This window comes from Mesorhizobium sp. M2E.F.Ca.ET.219.01.1.1, from assembly GCF_004016445.2.
Lineage (GTDB): Bacteria > Pseudomonadota > Alphaproteobacteria > Rhizobiales > Rhizobiaceae > Mesorhizobium.
In genome coordinates this window covers 1-347 of record NZ_SADT02000130.1, presented here as the reverse complement: position 1 = coordinate 347, position 347 = coordinate 1, and the positions used below count along the sequence as shown (strand labels likewise).

Here is a 347-nt window from a genome sequence, read left to right as displayed (position 1 = left end):
ACGACCGCTTCCACTTTGCCGGCGCCTTCGATGGGCCGATTTTCGCGGCCAAGCTGCGCAGCCGCATCATCGTACCGCTGAGGGCGCGGGGCAGCGTCATCGGCGCGCTCAACATCAGCCGCCACGAGATCGGCTGCTACACGCTGGCGGATGTCGCGGTCGCCCAGCAATGCGCCGATCTGATCGCGCCCTATATTTTCGCGCTGATCCAGACCGAGGAGGCGCGGCGCGCCATGCTTGCCGAAAGCGAGACGCGCAACCGGGCGGAGCTGCTCAGGGTCGGCGCCTCGCAACTGACCGAGGGCATGGAGCGCGAGCGCCGCCGCATGGCGATGGACCTGCACGAC

General features: G+C 68.3%; 1 pseudogene. It reads left to right on the top strand.

The annotated features are described in order from the left end of the window. Positions 1-347 (top strand): annotated as a pseudogene (locus EN862_RS35220) (ATPase); the annotation flags it as partial.